We start from the raw sequence: 20,539 nt of genomic DNA, 5'->3' as shown, positions 1-20,539 counted from the left end.
GGATGTGACGGCATGCAAGAGCTGTATAAGCAATATCGGAGTCTGCTATTTGCGCTTGCTTACCAGATGACAGGCTCCGTCTCGGATGCGGAGGATGTGGTGCAGGATGTTTTTCTGAAGGCCTATGCCGTTGGGGGGCTTGATCACATAGATAACCCTAAAGCCTACCTATGCAAGATGGCATCCAATCGCTGCCGGGATGTGTTCAGGTCGGCACGGAAGAAGCGGGAGCAATATTTTGGCCCGTGGCTTCCCGAGCCTCTTCTCTCCTCTGATGAGTCCATTGAAGAGTCTATTATTCAGCATGAGCTGTTGTCGTATGGAATACTAGTCCTGCTAGAGCGGTTATCCTCCTCCGAGCGTACGGTATTCGTGCTGAGGGAGGCGCTTGGCTTCTCATACGCAGACATTGCGTCGATGATCGAGATGAGCGAGGCCAATTGCCGCAAGCTGTTCAGCCGTTCAAAAGCGAAGATGGGAATATCTCCGGGGGAATATACCTCTATTGAAGGAGCGAGTGAAGCATGGATTGCCCGTTTCCTCAAGGCGCTTCAGCAGAATCAGGCAGTGGAGCTCACGGCTATGCTGGCTGAGGATGTCATTCTCATATCGGATGGAGGCGGGAAAGCGGTGGCGGCGGTGCACCCAATCGAATCCCGCGAGCGTGTTATCCGGTTTTTGGCTGGTCTTATCCGCAATATGTCGGCGGGGGAAGGGCGTACGGAGCTGGTGATGGAACGGATAAACGGGCAGACAGGGCTTGTTGTCGTTTCTGACAATATTGTGGAGACGGTCGTGCTGCTGAACATGCAGGAAGACTGTATTCAAAATATTTACTTCGTGAGAAATCCTGATAAGCTGACTCGGATCTAAGCGGGATAGGTATCGTTCTTATATTCGTCTATAGGAGGAGTGACAATGTCAGCTGTATTGGCTGCAATGGATTGGGCGGAGAAAACGAAAAGTTTGGAAGTCTTATTGAAGCAAGAGGGTTCCTTTGTTGTATCTCCAATGAAACAAGGCTTCGAAGCCGAGGTTGTGAAGCTTCATTCCGATACGCACGGCAGCTATATCCTGAAAATATGGAATAAGCATTCCAGGCCTGATGTGTCGTTTCAATATCGGCTGCTTAGCACCTTGTTCGAACGCGGCATATCTGTATCCCGGCCCCTCGGTTGGGGCGTTATGCCCGGCGGCGCGCAGGCGCTGCTCACTGCCTATGATGGCATATCCGTTAACCCATTGCATCCAGAGAAGATGACAGCCATTGCAGGGATTTTGGGGGAGCTGCATCTGCTTAATCCGCATGACATCGAAGGGCTGAATTTGCCCTGCTATGATTTTGTCGCCTACCACTTCCAAGGCTTAGACGCTCATCACGATATTGCCGCTGCGATTCAATCCATTCTTCCTACGGTTGAAATGAAACAGGACCGAATTGTTCACGGAGATTTTCATCCGGAAAATATTGTGGTAGACGGGGAACGTTACACGGTAATTGACTGGACGAACGGGCAGCTGGGAGACCCCAGGTATGACTTTGCCTGGTCCTACTTTTTACTCCGGCTCTATCTATCGGAGCAGCATGCCTATCATTTTCGAACGGCTTATGCTAAGGCGGCGCATGATGTGCCGCAGCAGGAGCTGGAACGTTATGAAGCGCTGGGCATTCTCCGCTGGATGCTGTTGAATCGCAACGGCCATGTATTGGCTAGGCCCGAAGTAGTGCAGCATTTAAACAGACTGGTAGAGAGTCATGTAGTCTTGAAGGAGTTTGAGCTTCGCAAAAACGGAGTTTAACTTCCGATTGCGAGTCGATCACGATCGTATATGGCGATCTCCATCCGCGATGACAAGGGCGCGACACTGCAAAGTGTCGCGCCCTTGCTTTATGATATGTCGATTGCTCTATTAATTTATCCAAACCTGTAACTACATAGAATAGAGTTGCGTCTATTACATGGTAGAGACTGTGATCGTAGATTTAGAAGGATGGGGAGGAACCGGATGACATGTTCAAAAAAACAGCAATATTAACCATGGCGCTTGTGCTGCTGCTCGCTAACAGTGCACTGGCGTACAATGTTCAGCTTTTGCCGTTTAAGGATGAGGAGAACGATTATTCCAGGGAGCCGATCTATGCGTTGTCGGCGCTCGGTATTATTAATGGCTATGAGGATCGGACCTACCGCCCGAATGTGGATCTTTCCAGGGAGGCGTTCATCAAGCTGCTGGTTATGGCTAGCCAGCTAGAGACGGATGCTCCTGCGGGGAAGCTGCCGGCGGATGTCGCGAACGATCGCTGGTCCGCGCCATACATCTCAGCGGCGCTAGAGCGTGAGTGGCTTGGCGGATTGCTAGATCAGAAGGGAGCCATTCTCCCGGCGCAGACGATTACCAGACAAGAAGTGGCGATGCTGGTTGGCCAGTCGCTGCTGGAGGCAGAGAAGCCGGAGACGCGCGAGAAGTGGCTGTCTGCGGATTGGAAGAAGGAGCGGGACGCCCGCGGCTTTAAGGACCGCGATTCGATAAGCGAGGCCATGCAGCCTTACGTGTATTATGCGGCGCATCGCGGCATTATGGAGGGCGATGCTGCGGGCTTTAAGCCTGGACAGCCATTAATCCGCAAGCAAGCTGCGGCGGTGATTTATCGTCTGATTGATGAGCGGGTATCGGGACAAAAGATGGACTTTACAGGCTATTACGCGCTGTCATCCTATCCGGCGATTCAGCATATGGATAAGCTTTCGGATGTTATTCTCGGTTGGTCTAATCTGGAGTACAGCGGTCCGGGAGCTGCCAAGCTGAATACGGGAACGACGGAGTACCGGGTACCGCTCGGGTATGAAGAAGTGCTGACAAAGGCTGATCAGGCGAAAGTTAGCAAGGAACTGATGGTGTTTTACAATCAGGCGAATTTGAAGGATTTTCTGAAGGACAAGCCTGCGCAGAAGGCTTTTATCGAATCTCTGTATGCCACGCTCAACGATTCGGCTTACTCGTTCACCGGAGTGAGCATTGATTTTGAGGGACTGAAGGAAGCGGAAAGCGCGGCGGATTTCGTTGCCTTTCTCCAGGATTTGAAGAAGCAGCTGGGCACATCCTTTACCTTGTCCGTTGCGGTTCCGCCTATTCACTATTACAAAGGCTATGACTTGGCTGCAATCGGCAAACTCGCCGACTCCGTTATTCTGATGGCGTATGATTTCACGCATAGCGAGAGCAGGCTGCCATCGGCGCCGCTGCAGCTTGTGAACGATACGGTACAGACCGCGCTGCAATCGATTCCGAAAGAAAAGCTGGTAATGGGGATTTCCAAGCAGGCCAATCAGTGGATTACGGCGGATGGCGTAACCTCCAACGTGTTCAGACCGTCTATCGGGGACGTGGAGAAGCGTCTGGCTATGCCGGGTGTGAGCAGTCAATTGATGATGCCGCATTTTCTGAATCAAATTACGTTTGCGGACGAGCGGGGCACTCATTTGATCTATTATGAAGACACGGCAAGCATTGACAAGAAAGTATGGCTGGCCAAGTTCTATGGACTGAAAGGCGTCTCCTTATGGCATATGGGCAATTACACAGCCTCAGACTGGAAGCTGGTGGGCGAGGAGGCTCGCTGAGTATTGCGAATTGAGTTCGCACGTTGGCCTTAGTTGATTAGGATATCTCTTCATCAAGACAGTGGGGACGAAGTCGGAATTGTCCACAGTAGGTTTAGTCTATGGGTTTATTAATGTAGTGTACATGGCAAAAACAAACGGAGTAAGACCTGTCCTGGAGAAGCGTTAGCGTTCGCCTTTGTGCCCGGATTCCCTCCTTTGATCACATTCAAGGAATCTGGGCCCAACAGCGATCGGAGGGATAGGTCTTGCGTAGTTTGGCTTCCAGCCATGAAAGCTATGTTTAGAATTAGGCAGCAGCTACAAAAAAACTATTGACAATTTTTAATATTGTCATTATGATAATATCAAGATGAAGTTATCGAATAAGAGCAAACAAACAGCGGGAGCGTGATCGAACATGATCGCATTAAATGGGCAGCAGTTGACGTTCATGAGTTATCCGAACGGGGAGACCCGAGTGGATGGGGAGCAAATATTGAAGCTTGCGGAGTCCGAGAATCGGATCAGCTTGAAATACGAGACCGACGGCGATTTGCTGAAGCTGTTGTTCGTGAAGAGCTTTCTGGATGACCATCGTTGCAAGGCATCGCTCTTGATCAGCTATATGCCATATAGCCGGATGGACCGGGTCGAAGGCAGCTCCGTATTCACCTTGAAATATACAGCACATATGATTAATGCGATGAACTTTGAGCGCGTCACCATTATAGAGCCGCATTCGGATGTGTCTACAGCGCTCATCCATCGGAGCGAGGCCATCTATCCTACCGGCGATTTGCTTCAGCACGTCATAGAAGAGACGGGTTTTCACACCGAGAAGGACTATCTGTTCTTTCCGGATGCGGGAGCGCAGAAGCGTTACAGCAAGCTGGGGGGCTACAGAGAGCTGGTCGGGTTCAAGAAAAGAAATTTTGAGACGGGCCGCATCGAGCAGCTCGATGTCGTCGGGACAGTCGGGGAGACAGGATTCAAGGCCATTATAATAGATGATTTATGCTCTTACGGAGGCACGTTTTTACTAAGCGCAGAGCGGCTGAGGGAGCTAGGCGCTTCGGAAGTGTATCTGCTAGTCAGCCATTGCGAGGATTCGATCTACGAAGGCAAGCTTCTGACATCCGGCTTAATCGACCGGGTGTATACGACGGACACGATTTTGAGCCAGGCCAGCACGGACCTAATGAAAATGTTCCCAATCGGAGGTATGTACAAATGAACAGCAATTACGTATATCCAGCCACGCTGCTTTGCGATTTTTATAAGGTAAGCCATAAGAATCAATATCCAAAGGGCACGGAGCTCGTATATTCGACCTGGACAGCCAGAACGAGCCGCTTGGCCGGCGTCGAGCATGTGGTGGCCTTCGGCTTCCAAGCCTTTATTCAGGACTACTTGATCGATTACTTTAACCGCAACTTTTTTAACAGGCCGCAGGATGAGGTTGTGCGCGAATATAAACGGGTTATCCAGTTTACGTTAGGCATTGCCGATCCTGATGCCGCTCATATTGCGGAGCTTCATGAGCTGGGTTACTTGCCGATTCGGATCAAGGCCGTTAAGGAAGGCAGCCTGGTGCCGATCAAAGTGCCGATGCTGACCATTGAGAACACCAAGCCGGAGTTTTTCTGGCTGACGAACTACTTGGAGACATTAATGTCGTGCCAGCTCTGGCTGCCGGCGAACAGCGCCACGATTGCTTTCGAATACCGCCAAATCCTTCAGGACTATGCGCTTCGGACGAATGGAGACACGACAGGGGTGCCGTTCCAAGGGCATGACTTCTCGATGCGCGGCATGGGCTCGCTGGAAGCGGCGAAGAGCAGCGGCGCGGGACATCTGCTGTCGTTCACGGGTACGGATACGATTCCGGCTATTCTGTATCTGGAGGACCACTACCATGCGAATATAGAGACGGAGCTGGTGGGCACGTCGATTCCGGCTACGGAGCACAGCGTCATGTGCGCGCATGGCCGCGACGAGATGGCTTCGTACCGCTACTTGATCAAGGAAGTCTACCCTAGCGGATTCGTATCGATTGTGTCGGATACCTGGGATTTGTGGAGCGTGCTGGATGTCGTCATCCGCGGGCTGAAGGAAGATATTATGAGCCGGGACGGCAGGGTAGTCATCCGTCCGGATAGCGGCGACCCTGTCCTCATTCTGTGCGGCGATCCCGATTCGGAGCATCCGCTTGCCCGCAAAGGGGTCATTGAGATCCTGTGGGATATCTTTGGCGGAACGATTACCGAACGCGGCTACAAGCAGCTGGACAGCCACATTGGCGCAATCTATGGCGATGCGATTACGCTGGATCGCTGCCGGGAGATTTGCGAGAAGCTGGCCCAGAAGGGCTTTGCTTCGACGAACATGGTGTACGGTATCGGCTCGTTTACGTACCAGTACAACACGCGTGATACGTTCGGCTTTGCGCTGAAGTCGACCTTTACGGTGGTGGACGGAGAAGAACGCAAAATCTATAAGGACCCGGCAACCGACACGAACAAGATGAAGAAATCGCAAACCGGCCTGGTTCGGGTTGTCGAACAGGATGGAACGATGAACTTTATCGATAATCTGAGCATGGAGCAGTATAATCAGTTTGAGGGAACAGATTTGCTGGAGGATGTATTTGCAGACGGGAAGCTGGTTCGTACGCATACGCTGGCCGATATTCGCGCCCGGCTGCTCGCGAATTTGTAATTCCAATTAATAGTAGCAGGAGATTAAGCTATGAATGACCATTCTACAACGTATACATCAACAGAATACCGGACGCCGGATGGCGCGCCGACCGATATCGTCGTCTTTACCATTACATCGACGGAGAAGGCAGGGGCTAAGAAGTCCCTGCCTATCCGTGCGCTTGAAGTCATGCTGATCAAGCGGAAGCAATGGCCGTTCGAGGGCAAGTGGGCATTGCCCGGAGGCTTCACGAAAGAGACGGAGACGGTGCGGCAATGCGCCGAGCGGGAGCTCATGGAGGAGACGGGAGTATCAGGCGTACATTTGGACTATTTCAACGTATATAGCGCGCCGGGACGAGACCCTCGCGGGTGGATGATTTCTCATGCGTTTTTTGCGTTGGTGCAGGAGGCGTATGTCGCAAGCAGACGCACGTCGGACGAGGCGGCGGATGTCCGGTTAATCCCGGTAGAGGAAGCCCTGGAGATGGATCTTGCCTTTGATCACGGCACGATTCTGTCTGACGCGCTGGACAAGATTCGGCAGCATATGATGACGACCACCATTGCCAGAGAATTTCTTCCTGAGCGCTTTACGATGAGCGAGCTGTATCAGGTCATTCAGACCGTCGTGCCGTCATTCCAGGAGCGCAACTTCATCCGCAAGATTACATCGACGCAAAGCCGGAGAGGCATTATTGAGGAGGTTCGGAATGCGGAGGGACAGCCGCTTATGTCCAATCAATATTCTCAGCGTCCAGCCCAGCTGTACCGATTCACAGACTATACGCCGGAATTGTCGATTTACGGTTGAGCGGAATGGAATCCGCCTCGCAATCTTCTATTCAGGCGGCTGGCAGCAGTCACTCAATACTCTCATTCGAGAGTATTTTTTATTTGGCCTCAGACACACGTTGTACACAGAACTCCGTTATAGTTCGTCTTAGGGCAACGGAGGTGCGGAGCTCGTGACGCTGACCGGATACCGAAGCAAGGTTTATATCAAGGTTTCAATAGGGCAACAATGAGGATAAGAAATAGAAAAAGGTTAGATATGGAGTCTTGGCATGAATCGAACAATATTGCTGGTGGAAGACGATGCGCTCATGCGTGAATTTATTACCGATTATTTCAAAAGGGAACAGTGGGACGTGCTGGAGGCGGAGAATGGCAAGGCAGCCATGGAGCTGTTCGAGACGAATACGGTTGATTTAATCGTACTCGATATTATGATGCCGGAGATGGACGGCTGGAGCGTGTGCAGGCGAATCCGCGAGCAGTCCGATGTGCCGATTATGATTATGACCGCTAGAACGGATGATGATGATCAATTGCTTGGCTTCGAGCTTGGCGCCGATGAATACGTCATGAAGCCGCTCAGTCCTCGTGTCCTCGTTGCCCGCGCCACCGCGCTTATGAAGCGAACGGAGGGGACGGTCGGCCGCGACGGCGACATGCTGATCTTCGGAGGGATCGCCGTGAACCGAAAGTCGCATGCCGTCACTATAGATGGAGAGCCTGTGAATCTGGCACCAAAGGAATATGAGCTGCTGCTGTTTCTGATGAAGCATGCGGGGAAGGTGCTGTCCCGCGATTACATTCTGAATGCAGTGTGGGGCTACGACTACTTGGGCGACCTCCGCACGGTGGACACGCATGTGAAGAAGCTGAGAGCCAAGCTGGGCAAGGAAAGCCGTTATATCGGCACTGTCGTCCGATCGGGCTATAAGTTTGGAGCAGAAGGATGAGAAACCGCGGCGTTGCGTTCAAGCTCTTTGTTGTGACTTCGGTATTGGTCTTATTGGTATTTTTGGTCGTCATGGTGTCGGAAGGGCTGTTTTTTGAGCGTTTTTACCGTTCCTCCAAAATTCACAAGCTGGAGCAAAGCATCGGCGAATTCGCGGATCGCTACACGGCGGAGAAGCCAAGCGGCAGAGAGCTGGCCCGAATGCTGGGCATCTTTATGAACGATCAGGATGCGAGCTTTTCGATTCTGAACAACCGGCTGGAGCGCCTTAATTTGAATCCGTATTTCCTGGAGATGCATACCGATGACGGGAGAGTCATTACCATTGCCATTCCAAGGGAAGGGCTGACGCGCCAGAGCCTCCCGCAGGGGCTGAAGCCCGGGGACAGGCTAACCATTGACGGGATCTTCATGGATGAGCGGGATACGGTGCTGCAGCCATACACGATTTTGCCGGAGGGGAATTCTCCTGATACGGGACTCGCAAGAGTCAGCGGGACAATTGAACAATTTCTACTGCCAGAGCAGCGGTCGTACAATCCGTACTATTTGGACGCCTTGACCGACGATGTGCTCAGAGAGTGGAGCGGCATGCAGGAATCGAATCTGCTAACACTGAGGACGAAAGGGCAGTTCAGGACGGAATGGGTGGATAAGTGGAGCGGTATCCCTTACGTCATTCTGGTGCACGGCTTGCCGGGCGGGCAGGGCGAACGCTATGTCATGGTTGTGACTTCTCTGCAGCCGGTGGGCGAAGCGGTCGGTATTCTAAAGCAGTATTCCGCCTTCATGGCGCCGATTATTATTTTGCTCGTTCTGATTTTGTCGCTGATATACTCCCGCATGGTTTCCCGCCCGCTCATTCAGCTCAGCCGATCGGCGGAGCGGCTGGCGAGGCTGGATTTCTCCGAGCGGCCGAATATCCGGTCAAAGGATGAATTCGGGGAGCTGTCGCGCAATATGATTACGATGTCCACCAATCTGGATGCCGCGCTTAAGGATCTGACGGCTGCCAATGCCATGCTGTATAAGGACATGCAGGAGAAGGAGCGGACCGAGCAGCTTCGCAAGGAGCTGATCGCGAATATATCCCATGAGCTGAAGACGCCGCTCAGCAATGTGAAAGGTTTTGCCGAAGGGCTGCAGGATGGCGTAGCGGAGGAGAAGCGGGAACGTTACCTTGCCCTTATTGCTAGCGAGGCTGATCGCATGAATACGCTGATTGCGGATATGCTGGAGCTGTCCAAATTTGAATTGAAGGCCGTTCGGCTTCATGTCAGGAGCTGTTCTTTGCAGGGTCTTATTCAGCAAGCATTGGATTCCTTCACGCATCAGATGGAGGGCAAGAACTTGTCTTACAGGCTAAGTCTTGGCGGAGCGGATGAGCTGCTTGTAGAGGCTGATCCAGCCAAGCTCGAGCAAGTCGTATTGAATTTATTAAGCAATGCGATCCGCCATGCCGAGGCAAGCAGCGTAATCGACATTACGGTGGAGCGGTGTCTGGACGGGCGGATTCACGTAACGATTGAGAATGCCGGGATGCCTATCGCAGATGAGGATCTGGACCAGATTTGGGATCACTTCTACCGGGTGGAGCGGTCTCGGGACCGCAAGTCTGGCGGCACGGGCCTTGGCCTTGCTATTGTGAAACACATTTTGGAGCTGCATGGAAGCGAATACGGCGTAAGAAACACATCCCGCGGAGTCGCATTTTATTTCACATTAGTAGAAAGCGGAGGGAATAATCATGAATAAAAAAATGTCCGTTTATTGGATTGCCGTAGTGGCTGCGATGACACTGGCGCTTAGCGCTTGCGGAATCGAAAGCGAGAGCTCAGGAGCAAGCTCTTCTACTCCTTCCACTGAAGCAACGTCACAGCCGGACCAGCCAGTAGGGGATCAGGAGATATTGATTGTCATTGATCAGACAGAAAAGCCGATCGAAGGAAATATGTTTGACTTTGCGGTCAATAAAGCGCCGGAAGGCTATCGTTTGACGGCGATGGAGTGGAAATCGGACACGAGCCATATTAAAAATACGGTAGCGGAAGCAGCCGAGCACGGCGGGAACGGCGAAGACGGCTTCTATATTAGCGGAAACGGACAGTTTTCCGGCTTTATCTATCCCGATTCCATGAAGGGCGAGAAGGGCCAAGCAATTTTCACCTTTGCCAATGAGCAGGGGCAGGAGCTGGCATGGAAGAAGGACATTACGTTGAAATAATGGCAGAGCCGCCAACACAAGCGTCATACAGTTGAAAAAAAGACCTTGCACACAAGCCCCCTGGGAAAAAACGGGAGACTTGCTGCAAGGTCTTTTCTGTTCATTATGGCTGGCGTACGCTGCGGTTCTTGCGGTAAAGCAGCATGGCTGCCCCAAGCAGAACCAGCGACATGCCGGATAGCGTGTATGGCAGCGTGCTGTCTTCACCCGTTTTCGGGAGGACCTCAACACCTTTCACGCCTTCGCTTCCGTCATTTTCGCCTGCCACCTGGCCATTGCCGCCTGCGGAATTGCCGCCGCCCGGGGAATTGCCGTCGTCTTCATTGCCGACTTGCCCGTTGCCATTGTCCGTTCCGCCATTATCGCCCGGCCCGTTGCCGTCAGGCTTGTCAGGGTTATCCGTAGAGCCCGGCTCCGTTGTTGAGCCGTTGCCTTCTTCACCGGAGCCTGGTTCCTCGGTGCCTTCAGGCTCGCCGCCGGTTGGCGGTTCAGGATCAGGAGAGATGAAGACCGTCCTATAGCGAGCTGTCACTTCGGCTTCCTCTTCGCTAACCACTTCGAATGGAATATTGTTTTCGATCAAAGTATAGCCGCGTGGTGCTCTGAATTCCTTAATATAGTATTTCCCCGGACGCAGATCGGTCACTTTGACCGTCCCGTCAGCGCCGGTCTTCACGATAATATTATTGCCGCTGCTGTCTTTGACCGGCTGCTTGTTCTCGTCAAGCACTACAAATTCTGCGTCCTTGATCGGAAGATCAGGCCTGCGGTCGAATATCGCAATAACTTTGACCGAACCGCTAGTCATTTTATTGGCGAATTTGACTTCCAGCAATGCCTCGTCTACCAGCTCGAACTGCAGCGGATCGGTTGCCAGATCATAGCCGGCCGGGGCAGCTTTCTCGATGAAGCGGTAGATGCCTGCTGTCAAATCCTCAACTTTAATCTTGCCGTCTCCATCGGTGATTAACCCTGTTCTCACCGTCGTGCCGGCTGCCGTCACCAGATCGAATGTCGCGCCTGCAAGCGGAGCGTCATTGTATCCGTCCACCTTGGTCAACTCGACATCGCCGCGGTTGATTTCATTCGTTGCTGTTACCTGAGTAGCAATTGCCTGGTTGGCAGCAATCGTGAATGGAACCGGCGTCGGGTCCAGCTTGTAGCCGCGAGGCGCTTTGGTTTCGATTAATTGGTAATCGCCATGGGGCAGGTTAGCCAAGTAGATCTTGCCTTGGCTGTCCGTTGTCAGCTCATCCATGCCGTCGACAGCTTCGAACGTTGCGCCGTTCTTGAATTGGAGGGCGAATGTGGCGCCGCTCAGTGTCTTGGACGGAGCGTCCTTGTCGACCTTAACGAATTCGAGGTCCCAGACGCCTTTCTGGTTGGTGACCTGAATCTCCTTCTCCGCCGCATCCAGCGTCACTTTAACCCCGTCTTTATACACGCTTGACAGCAGATAACCGGATGGGGCTTCCAATTCTTTTACGACATATTCTCTATATCTGTAGTTCGCAAATTCAGCAATGCCATCGCTGTCCGTGACCAACTCCTTCAGGAGATTGGTGCCGCTGGCATCATATAGTCCGAATCTTGCTCCGGCTAGCGGAGTGCTGGAGTCGGCTGCATCAACCTTCACGACTTTCAGATTGCCCTTGGATGCCGAGGCGCCGCCGCCTGCTCCGGAGAAGCTGACATTGACCGAGCTGGAATTCTGCTCGCTGACCGATCCGGAGGATTGTCCGGCAAAGGATGCGTCATTGCCGATCGTATCTCCATCGCCAGCGTTAATGAAGGATTTATACTCCAGCACGTATGCGGCATCGAACGATTGCTTGAAGGTCAGGTTGAACGTGTTGCCTGCAACCTCAAGCTCGTAAGCCGCTTCCGGCAGCAGAGCTCCCTTCGTCAGGTTGCCTGCCTGATCTGGTGTTGTCGTATACAGCTTGAAGGAATCGGCCACCAGAATCTGATTGGACGACAGCGTATCCGTCAAGACCGCTCCGGCTTCCATATGCGATTGGCTTCGGTCAATCCAGATTGTCCAGAAGGCAAAGTCCTGATCCGCGCCAGTGCCTTGGCTGCCCGTCTTCTTCACATATTCACCGCCATGAAGCGGACTGACTGTACTCGATTGCTTGAACAGCTGAACGGCAGGCGCATCAGCATCGAACATCACTGCATCATTGACGTATTGGGACGTTACCGGATGATTCATCAGGCTTGTCTTGTACGTAATGCGGTAAGCGGAGTCGATCGGCTGCGCGAATGTCAGCTCGAAGCCGTTCTTATTGCCTGATGTCTGAGGCGTAACGGTATAATCCGTGCCGGCCGTTAAAGCGCTGCCCGGTGATACATTGTTGCTGCCGCTATTAATCGTAAGGTGCTCTACCTTGATAGAGCTAAGATTCAAGGTCTGCTCTCCCGTATAGAAGTCGCGGACAACCGGCTTATTGACCGAATGCAGATTGTAGTTGATATCGATCGTCCAGGAAATTTCCTTCGTGCGGGCATCATATACGCCACGCTTGGCGCCATTGTTTTTCGTATAGTTGTCCGGGTTGACGCTTGCGCTTTTCGCAATGGCTGTCTGCTTGACGCCAGACTCCTCCCATTCAAGCGAAGCGTTATTGTGGTAATTAACGGTTTTGATTTGGGTCGGCGTATAGAACGTCGGGTCAAATTCCGTCTTGTACGTAATAACATGTCTGCCCGTTACCGTATTCGCAAAAGTAATGATGATGCCTTCGGAGGCGGATGAATCCAGCGCAACAGAGTAGTCCGTGCCTTTCGTCAATCCGCTGATCGCGATGCTGTTCTCCAGGAATGTCATGCCCTGGCCCGCGAAGCGGTCCTTAATAACCACGGCATCCATCGTCTTCGAATCTTCGTTCAGCGTCAGCTGCCATTCGATCGTTTTGTTTTTGTAGTCGACCGTGCCAGCTCCTTTGGAGAAGATGACTTGTCTGAACGATACCGTCTCCGAATCCGTTAAGCCGCCGATCATCTCAACGCTGTTGCTCATTGATTTTGTATCGTCGTAGACCCGGTCGTTCGACTTCGTGATATAGCGGATCTCATAAGCCGAATCAATTCCGGCGGCGAAGTTCAGCGTGAAGCCGCTGCTATCCGGCGATACCGTATAATCTGTGCCGTAAGTAAGCCTCGCTCCGTTACGTGTTGCGCTGCCGTTGTCGGCAATCGTCATCTTATACACTTCGAATGAGGTTGTATCCAGCGTATGATTGGCTGTGTCGAACGTATCCTTGATCCAGGCATTAGCCTGAGCAATGGATTGTTCATTGTAATTGTACCGAACCGTCCATGTCACCGACTGTGTGGATGAATTGTAATTCGCCAGCTTCTCGATTGGCTTGCTGTAGATAGCTTGTACACTGTCATTGCCGGTTTGCGGCGTAGTCAGGTTCGCGCCTCTTAGCGTCGCCTCGTTGCGATAGGTGGTATCGGCGGTTCCTGTAATATGGGTTGCATATTCGACGCGGTAAGCGCCGGTAATATTGCCCATATCCAGTTCGAAGCCGTCAGCAACCGAGCTGAATGTATAGTCGCTGCCATCCGTCAATTGGCTTCCCTTGCGGGTAGTGCCGTCGAGCTGAACTTCCAGCAAGTAGACGTTCACCGAAGCTTGATCCAGTGCAAGTCCGGCCGGCAGCTTGTCCTTGAAGACGGCATTCTGAATCGCTTTCTCGCCTTTGTTGAACTCTACGGACCAGCTGATCCGGTTCGGGTTCATGCCTTTGTTGGCATTGCCCGTCTTGTTCATCTCGCTGCCGCTTCTGCTCTTGAAGTGGACAGGGATCGTAATGCCTGCAAAGTCAAAGAAGATATCCTGCTTGGTTCCGCCGGAGAGCTTGCTGGCATCGAATTGTCTCCATACCGTAAAGTCGCCGTCAAGCTGAAGATTGTCTTCAATTTCTTCATTGAAGGTGAATGTCACCTGACCGTTTGGCGTCACCTCGTATGTACCGATTCCGCCAGTCAGATCTCCTGTCAGCACCCGATCGGTCCTGAATTTATTCGGCAGCTGGAAGGTATACGTTGATCCGGCCCCGTAGCCGTGATTGGCCGGCAGAGTCCATTCCAGTTGGATATCCACCCGCGAGCCCTGATCAGGTCTGATGTCCTGAATTAGGTCGCCGTTTTCATCCACCATCTTGATTGAGGTAATCAGGTTTTCTGCGATAACGCTGGCGGCTGCTGCCGCTAGCATCTCTGGCGCCTCCTCCCCAGAAGCCGCTTCCTCTGCCGGGTCCGCCGCCTCTACAATCTCTTCAGGCGGATCAGCGACTGGGCCGCTGTCGGCGAAGGAAGTAGGGAGCATGACCTGGAACAGCAGGATGGCTGCGGCCACACATTTTAATGCCTTGCTTCGTAACTTCATGCCTGTATGATGCACCTCCAAAAAAATCTTTTGTTCGACACGCATTTCTGGATGGTCTGACGATGATAGTCGAAGGTTGTCAGAACACCCACCAATATACCGCATGCCACTAAATATTTTCTGAAAGTTACCGGGCATATGAAAAAGCCCCTAGCCTGTTAGGCTGGGGGCGGGAGCTCAATGCCGGTGCTCGCATTTCAGATCTATTCGTTAGCAGAAGCTAATCCGACGACAGCGCAGCACGCTTCCACTCCGTATACCACTCCGTGAGCTCCCGGCTGGGGGCGACGTTAAACGCGTCTTGCAGCCTGCTTCTGACCGTAACATACAGCTTCATGACTTCGCTGGAATAATGAAGCGAGGCATTCGTTTTCATTAAACCGAAGTAGCCGTCCTCCATGTCGGGAGCCCGGTCTATCATCTGCTGGTAGATTGCGGCGGCATCGTCATATTGGCCGCAGCGGTAATACCAGTCCGCAATCGGAGTGATTTGCCTTAGCCAGACGAGGCGAATGCGGTCCCGTTCCCATTCTGCCCAGTTGTAACGATGATCGGCCAAGTAGTCGCCGCTTTGTTCCATGCATACGCGGAGGTGCAGCGCCAGCGTATCGGCAGTCAGCGGCGGCAGCTCACGGACATGGGATTCCCAAAGCTCAATATCGACCGCAAGCGAGCCGATCGTCAGCCGATAACCCCCGTCCTTATACGTAATCTGCACATCCAGATTGGCGGACTCAATCACTTTGCGAATTTGATAAATTGCGGTATGCAACTGGGCTGTCGCTTTTTTGGCGTCGTAGTCCGGCCACAGCAGGTCCAGCAGCTCCTGCTTGTTCACGGTGAGCCCGCGGCGGTGGATCAAATAAGCGAATAATTCCTCCGCCTTCAGCGTCTTCCATGTAAAGAATTGTGCTTGTCCCGATCCGTCCCGGTAAGAGAGAGAGGAAAAGCAGCATAGCGTTGCCGGTTCAATGGAGGGGGGCTCTGCTTTCACGGGAACGATCGTCTCGCGCGCTCTCTGTATCGTGAGCATTAGGCGATCGGCGGTTACCGGCTTCAGCAAGTAGTCGAGCGCATTAATATCAAAGGCCTTGATGGCGTAATCCTGGTAGGCTGTTACAAATACGATGCGGATTTTAGGACGAATGAGCAGCAGGCGCTCCGCCAATTCGAAGCCGTTCATCTCGGGCAGCTCAATATCGAGGAATGCGATATCCGGCTGCTCCTCTTGCGCGGCCTCCAGCGCCTCATAGGGATCAAGGAAGGCTCCCGACCAAGCCAGCTCGCTGCCGGCATGCTGTTTGATGAGCCATTCCATACGCTGAAGCGCCAGCCGCTCATCGTCTACTAATAAGGCTCTCATATTGTCACCGCCTTTTTATAATGATCCTGCAGAAGTTGTCGAACATTAAATTATCACGTCTGGAAGGATCATTCAAGTGAGATGTGGAACCAAGATGATAAAGAGAATGTATAGATGGTATAATCTACTTGTCAACTTGCACAATAAATCGATAGTTTGTTTGGATAGATAGGAGCATATCAAGAGTAAGGCGGTAGCATATGAGAGTAATCCTGATCGATGACGAGCGGCTTGCGCTAGATTATATGGCTTATCAACTTGCCGATTTGCCGGAGATTGATATCATAGGCCAACATATCGATCCTCTTAAGGGGAAGGAACAAATCATTCAAAGCGATGCTGACATCGTTTTTTTGGATATTCATTTGCCCGAGATCAGCGGATTGGAGCTGGCGGAGCAGCTGCTGGAGAAGAAGCCTTATCTCAATATTGTGTTCGTGACCGCCTACGACGAATATGCGGTAAGAGCCTTTGAGCTTGATGCGCTGGACTATATCGTGAAGCCGGTGCTGAAGGAGCGGCTGCTCAAGACGATTAACCGGCTGAAGGAGCGGCGCGAGTCCGCCGGAGATGAGAATCGGGGGGCGTCTTCCATTCGCATGAAGCTGTTCCGGCAAGCGGAGATCGGGACCGGCTCGCATTCTTATGAGCTTATGCATTGGCGGACGGCTAAGGCCCAAGAGCTTTTTTTGTATTTGCTCCACCACCGGAAGGAACTTGTTCGCAAATCGACTCTGATTGATTTGTTATGGCCGGAAGCAGGGGAATCCGAGAAGGTATATGCGCAGCTATATACGACCGTCTATCATGTCCGCAAGGGCTTGTCGAGCCTTGGCCGCCACTTTGAGCTTATGAACACGACGGATGGTTACCGGCTGGACGTTGTCGATGTGCAGTTCGACGTGGAGGAGTGGGAGAGCTCTGTTGCTCTCGAACAGCCTCTGACGGCGGAGACGATCGAGCGGTATACGACCGCCATGGAATGGTATAGCGGCGACTATCTGCAAGAGTATGACTATTGGTGGGCCGAGTCGGAGCGCGAGCGGCTGCGCCAGCTCTGGCTGCGGGCATCCCTGCGTATCGCCGAATGGCATGAGGCATGCGGCCAAGCAGATCAGGCCATTCTGCGCTATCTGGAGATCGGGCTGCGCCAGCCCATCGCGGAGGAGGCGCATTTTGGCCTGATGAAGCTGTATGCGTCCCAGCGCAATCTTGCCGCGGTCAATCGCCAATACCGCCTGTTGGAGCAAACATTGCTGGCCAATTTGAATGAACATCCGAGTCCGTATATTGAAGAGTGGTACAATCGGTGGCTCGAACAAAACAGGGAATGAGCGGATCAACCGTTCATTCCCTGTTTGCTGGGATGAGAAAGCTGACCTCGCTTCCTTCTCCGGGCGTGCTCTTAATCGTTAATCCCTGGCCGTACAGCTGCTTAAGCCGCCGGTCGGTATTGCGCAATCCGATGCCGCCAGCAGGCGCGCCATCGCCAGCAGGCGCGCCATCATCCAGGAGCCGCATGACGGTGGCTGAATTCATGCCGCAGCCGTCATCGCTTACTGCAATTCTTATTCGGCCGTTGTGTTCTATCGCCAGGATAGTGACGGTTCCGCCGCTGGCCTTCTTCAGAATGCCGTGATTGACGGCATTCTCCACAAGCGGCTGGATGGACAAGGGCGGTACCTTTGTATTGTTGTCTGCCCTGATGTCCCATTCGATATTCAACCGTTCCCCGAATCGTTCTTGCTCGATATACAGATAAGCCCGAACGAGCTCCAGCTCGCGGCCAAGCTGAACAAGGCGGTCGGAGCTGTGAAAGTCGTAGCTGATGCGCAAGTACTGGCTGAACGTATCCAGCAGTTGCTGCATCTTCTCCGGGTGAAAGGTACTGAGCGCAGCAATCGAATTCAGCGTATTGAACAGAAAGTGAGGTTTGATCTGCGCCTGCAGCCAAGCCGCCTCCAGGCGAAGCCGCTCGGCCATCGTCTGCTTCATGTCTGTCAGCGCCCGCACGCGGCTTCTCAGCTCCAGGCTGTCCACAGGCTTCGTCACGTAATCATTGGCACCGGCATGGAAGCCGGTATAGATATCCTCCGGGCTGCTTCTTGCGGTCAGCAGCAGAATTGGCAGCTCGACCATCGAGAAGCGTTCCCTTATTGTACGAGTCAGCTCATAACCCGACATATAAGGCATCATCACATCGGCAATGACCAGATCCGGAAGCTGCTGTCCCAGCAGGAGGAGCGCTTCGGAAGCGCTGGTTGCTTTCTGAATGCGATATTGCTCCTTGCCTAGAACCTTCTCTACAATGTTGAGATTAAGCGCATCGTCGTCGACAGCGAGCACGACAGGGCGGTTATCCTTACTCCCCGGACGAGGCTCAGGAGCTTCTATAACCCGATACGTTACTTGCTCCTCCGTGTGTTCTCTTGCCTGCAAGAATGAAAACCGTTGTTCAGATACAGCAGCTGTAGGCTCTATTCCTGCCGCCGGGAGCGTGAAGCTGAATGTCGAACCCCTGCCGGGGGAGGAGCTGACCTCAATGCTCCCGCCATGGAGCTCTACAAGCTGCCTTGAGATGCTGAGCCCGAGACCGAAGCCGCCGGCGGCCCTGGCCAGACTGGACTGTCCTTGCTCATACGGCTGGAAGATGCGCTGCAGGTCATCGCTGGCAATGCCGACCCCCGTATCGGTGACGCGAACGCATACCATCCCCTCCTGAAGGGCTGCGCTCACGACAATTTCACCCTCATCCGTATGCTTGATCGCATTGTGAAGCAGATTGAGCAGCACCTGAATAAGCCTGTTTTCATCGGCCATGACGCGAGGCAGCGAGTCTGGGAAGACGGTCCTGAAACGGATAGGCTTGCCTTCCGTTATGAACCGCACTATCTCCAGCACGCCAGCCGTCACGGCACGCATATCCAGGGGAGCGGTATGGAGCGCAACGTGATTTTCATTGAGCTTGGCAACATCCGCCATATCGTTCAGCAAGTAGGACATTCGTTTGCCGATGCTGATGAGAAGCTCCAGATTTCTAGCATTGCTTTTGCTTTGAGGTTGTTCCCTGTCCTCCTGCATGGATTGGGCGATATTAATAATCCCGTGCAGAGGATTGCGCAGCTCATGGGAGGTGCTGGCCAGAAATTGGTCCTTCCGCTTGTCATCGCGCTGCAGCTTGTCCGCCAGCTGCTTGCTTTGCTCGCTGGTGCGCATGAAGCGTTTGAACCAGAAGGCTGCAAAGCAAAGAAACGCGATAATGAGGTCAATCGGATAATAGACCGGCTGAGAGAACAGCGCCCTGTTGGAGAGAGCTCCCCAAGTGACATTCAAAATGACGGCTGATGTGGCAAGCAGCAGGAAGATCGAATCCCGATCGTAACGAATCGCCTTTCCTAGCGTCCCGAGCGACACCAGCAAGGACAGAGGCAGCAGGCGGACCAGCCAGGCGGAGTAGTCCAGCAGAACCTCTGACGGCGCCAGAATGACGAAGAGAAAAAGAACGGTGCTTAATACATGGAACCAGATTAAGGAGCGGTCTCCTTTATATAGAGGGAAAAGCTGTCTGATGAGCGGAGGAATGACAGCCGCAATTCCCATATAGGCCATTAATATTAGCTTGATTCCCAGCTCAAAAGGGACAGGTATCCAATGGTACAACAGCCTGTCGTTATCAACCAGCACGCTGAAGGCTGCCGCGAGCACGAGAAGGAAGAAATAGAGCAGCGTCTTATGGGAAGGCCCGATGAAAAACAAAATGATGGCGTAAAGCCCGTGAAGCAGAATCACGACGCACACGATGAGCTGCATTGCAATTGAGACGCTGCTCTTATATAGAATGGCTTCGTTTGTCCCGAACCACATTGCGCTGGTAATACCGCTCTTCGGCGCATGGCTGGACATCTGGATCAGGAGCTCGATCGAATCAGTCCCTGAAGGCAGCTCAATCGTCGTTGGCCGGTTCACAGGACTGAACAGCTCCAATGATGCGGAAGGCTGGCCCATCTGCTTGACTAGCGCTCCATTGGCATATATAGCGGAAGCGAATCGCAGATTGCCGGTTCGGATACTGTAACTCTGCACATCCTTCGGCAGCCATATGCGCAGACGGTAGGTACCGTAGTGGAACTTGCCGTCCCCTTCATCGAACGCTTCTGACCAGCCTCCCGGCACTTGAATATAGGAAGAGGATTCTGGAGCGGGATGCCCTGCATCCTGCAGCTGCATCGGATAGAACTCCCATTCGCCATTCAGAGCCACAACTTTCTTGGATGAAGGGTGCCAATTACGCAGGTCAAGCTGCCCTTGCTCCGCTTGGGGCTGTGGCGATAGCGCGGGGCTGTACCAAAGCATGCGTACAGCAGTGAGCGCGATTATGAATATGAAGGTGAGAACAATCAGTTTTTTTGTAGTCATCATATCTGATTTTTTCGACACGATTTGTCAATTTCCTGTTCAGGAGCTCTTATTAACTTCTGTCATATCTCATCCCTTCGACCTGT

The 20,539-nt window shown here is 52.8% G+C and carries 13 protein-coding genes; 10 read left to right on the top strand and 3 right to left on the bottom strand.

Annotated features, from left to right (window positions below):
- Positions 1-12 precede the first annotated feature (12 nt).
- From sigJ to D3P09_RS15645, 9 genes are all read left to right on the top strand, one after another.
- Entirely contained in the window at positions 13-873 is an 861-nt protein-coding gene (sigJ, locus tag D3P09_RS15685) for an RNA polymerase sigma factor SigJ (protein WP_120111826.1), read from the top strand.
- Between the two features lie 45 nt (positions 874-918).
- Positions 919-1,800: a phosphotransferase family protein gene (locus D3P09_RS15680; RefSeq protein WP_120111823.1), complete on the top strand. Its 882-nt coding sequence runs from the start codon at positions 919-921 to the stop codon at positions 1,798-1,800.
- A gap of 212 nt (positions 1,801-2,012) precedes the next feature.
- Positions 2,013-3,623 carry a glycosyl hydrolase family 18 protein gene (locus tag D3P09_RS15675; RefSeq protein WP_120111821.1) on the top strand — a complete coding sequence of 537 codons (1,611 nt, stop codon included), beginning with the start codon at positions 2,013-2,015 and terminating at the stop codon, positions 3,621-3,623.
- 400 nt (positions 3,624-4,023) lie between these two features.
- On the top strand, positions 4,024-4,839 hold the full coding sequence (locus tag D3P09_RS15670) for a ribose-phosphate diphosphokinase (protein WP_120111818.1): 816 nt from the start codon (positions 4,024-4,026) through the stop codon (positions 4,837-4,839).
- Positions 4,836-6,323 carry a nicotinate phosphoribosyltransferase gene (locus D3P09_RS15665; protein WP_120111816.1) on the top strand — a complete coding sequence of 496 codons (1,488 nt, stop codon included), beginning with the start codon at positions 4,836-4,838 and terminating at the stop codon, positions 6,321-6,323. The genes D3P09_RS15670 and D3P09_RS15665 overlap by 4 nt, the downstream gene beginning before the upstream one ends.
- 30 nt (positions 6,324-6,353) lie before the next feature.
- Entirely contained in the window at positions 6,354-7,118 is a 765-nt protein-coding gene (locus tag D3P09_RS15660) for an NUDIX domain-containing protein (RefSeq protein WP_120111813.1), read from the top strand.
- Between the two features lie 253 nt (positions 7,119-7,371).
- Positions 7,372-8,052 carry a response regulator transcription factor gene (locus D3P09_RS15655; protein WP_120111810.1) on the top strand — a complete coding sequence of 227 codons (681 nt, stop codon included), beginning with the start codon at positions 7,372-7,374 and terminating at the stop codon, positions 8,050-8,052.
- On the top strand, positions 8,049-9,806 hold the full coding sequence (locus D3P09_RS15650) for a sensor histidine kinase (RefSeq protein ID WP_120111808.1): 1,758 nt from the start codon (positions 8,049-8,051) through the stop codon (positions 9,804-9,806). The genes D3P09_RS15655 and D3P09_RS15650 overlap by 4 nt, the downstream gene beginning before the upstream one ends.
- Entirely contained in the window at positions 9,799-10,275 is a 477-nt protein-coding gene (locus D3P09_RS15645) for a hypothetical protein (protein ID WP_120111806.1), read from the top strand. Before D3P09_RS15650 ends, D3P09_RS15645 begins: the two co-directional genes overlap by 8 nt.
- A 103-nt stretch (positions 10,276-10,378) precedes the next feature.
- Here the strand turns inward: D3P09_RS15645 and D3P09_RS15640 are convergent, their stop codons facing one another.
- On the bottom strand, positions 10,379-14,674 hold the full coding sequence (locus D3P09_RS15640; protein ID WP_165867458.1) for an LPXTG cell wall anchor domain-containing protein: 4,296 nt from the start codon (positions 14,672-14,674) through the stop codon (positions 10,379-10,381).
- Between the two features lie 220 nt (positions 14,675-14,894).
- On the bottom strand, positions 14,895-16,037 hold the full coding sequence (locus D3P09_RS15635; RefSeq protein WP_120111801.1) for a response regulator: 1,143 nt from the start codon (positions 16,035-16,037) through the stop codon (positions 14,895-14,897).
- 200 nt (positions 16,038-16,237) lie between these two features.
- Between D3P09_RS15635 and D3P09_RS15630 the strand changes: the two genes are divergently transcribed.
- Positions 16,238-17,371, top strand: coding sequence for a response regulator (locus D3P09_RS15630; RefSeq protein ID WP_120111798.1), 1,134 nt, complete (start codon positions 16,238-16,240; stop codon positions 17,369-17,371).
- A gap of 13 nt (positions 17,372-17,384) precedes the next feature.
- On the opposite strand, the gene D3P09_RS15625 is transcribed toward D3P09_RS15630, so the two are convergent.
- On the bottom strand, positions 17,385-20,474 hold the full coding sequence (locus D3P09_RS15625; protein ID WP_120111795.1) for an ATP-binding protein: 3,090 nt from the start codon (positions 20,472-20,474) through the stop codon (positions 17,385-17,387).
- Positions 20,475-20,539 lie beyond the last annotated feature (65 nt).

Origin of the sequence: Paenibacillus pinisoli (assembly GCF_003605435.1) — a bacterium.
In the GTDB taxonomy this organism is placed as follows: domain Bacteria; phylum Bacillota; class Bacilli; order Paenibacillales; family Paenibacillaceae; genus Pristimantibacillus; species Pristimantibacillus pinisoli.
The sequence above is the reverse complement of the archived record's forward strand: the minus strand, read 5'-3'. Positions and strand labels throughout refer to the sequence as shown.